The sequence below is a fragment of the Pseudaeromonas pectinilytica genome, from assembly GCF_054780855.1.
In genome coordinates, this window is record NZ_BAAGVN010000158.1 from 1 (window position 1) to 614 (window position 614).

1 pseudogene is annotated in these 614 nt (G+C 56.2%); it reads right to left on the bottom strand.

The features are described 5' to 3' along the window. Positions 1-614: pseudogene (locus ACYVG7_RS09960) on the bottom strand (IS4-like element ISAeme22 family transposase); the annotation flags it as partial.

The window sequence follows — 614 nt, forward strand, 5'->3', positions numbered from 1 at the left end:
CATGCCTTATGGAACTCCTCGATCCGCCAGCGATGGGTGTATATGTCGATGACCCGCAAGGCTTGGGCTAGTGACTCGACGGGGGGTTCACTGGTTAACAACAACCATTTCAACGGGGTCTCACCCTTGGGCGGGTTAATCTCCTCGGCCAACACCGCATTGAGCGTGATATTCCCCTGTTTTAGCGTGATGCGCCCACTGCGCAGGCTCAAGCTCGCCTTGCGGGCGGGTCGATTTTTACGTTTACCGCGTTTATCCACCACGCCCTTTTGCGGGATGCTGATCTGATAGCCACCCAGCTCCGGTTGGTTTTTCAGATGGTCGTACAGATACAATCCGGAGCCAGTGTCCTTGCGCGGGTGCTTGGAGCGCACTACAAATCGCTCTTTATGTGTCAGTTTGTCCTGCAGGTAAGCATGGATATCGGCTTCGCGGTCACAGACCGCAATCACGTTGCTCATCATACTGCCCATGCGTAACCGGCTAGTTGCGGCCGCAGCCAGCCATTTGCCACTCTCCTTTTCATCCGCGTCGGCAGGGTCATCCGGGCGCATCCACCACTCCTGATGCAGTAATCCTACGGTGCGGAATGTAGTGGCCTCGAGCAAGAGAAC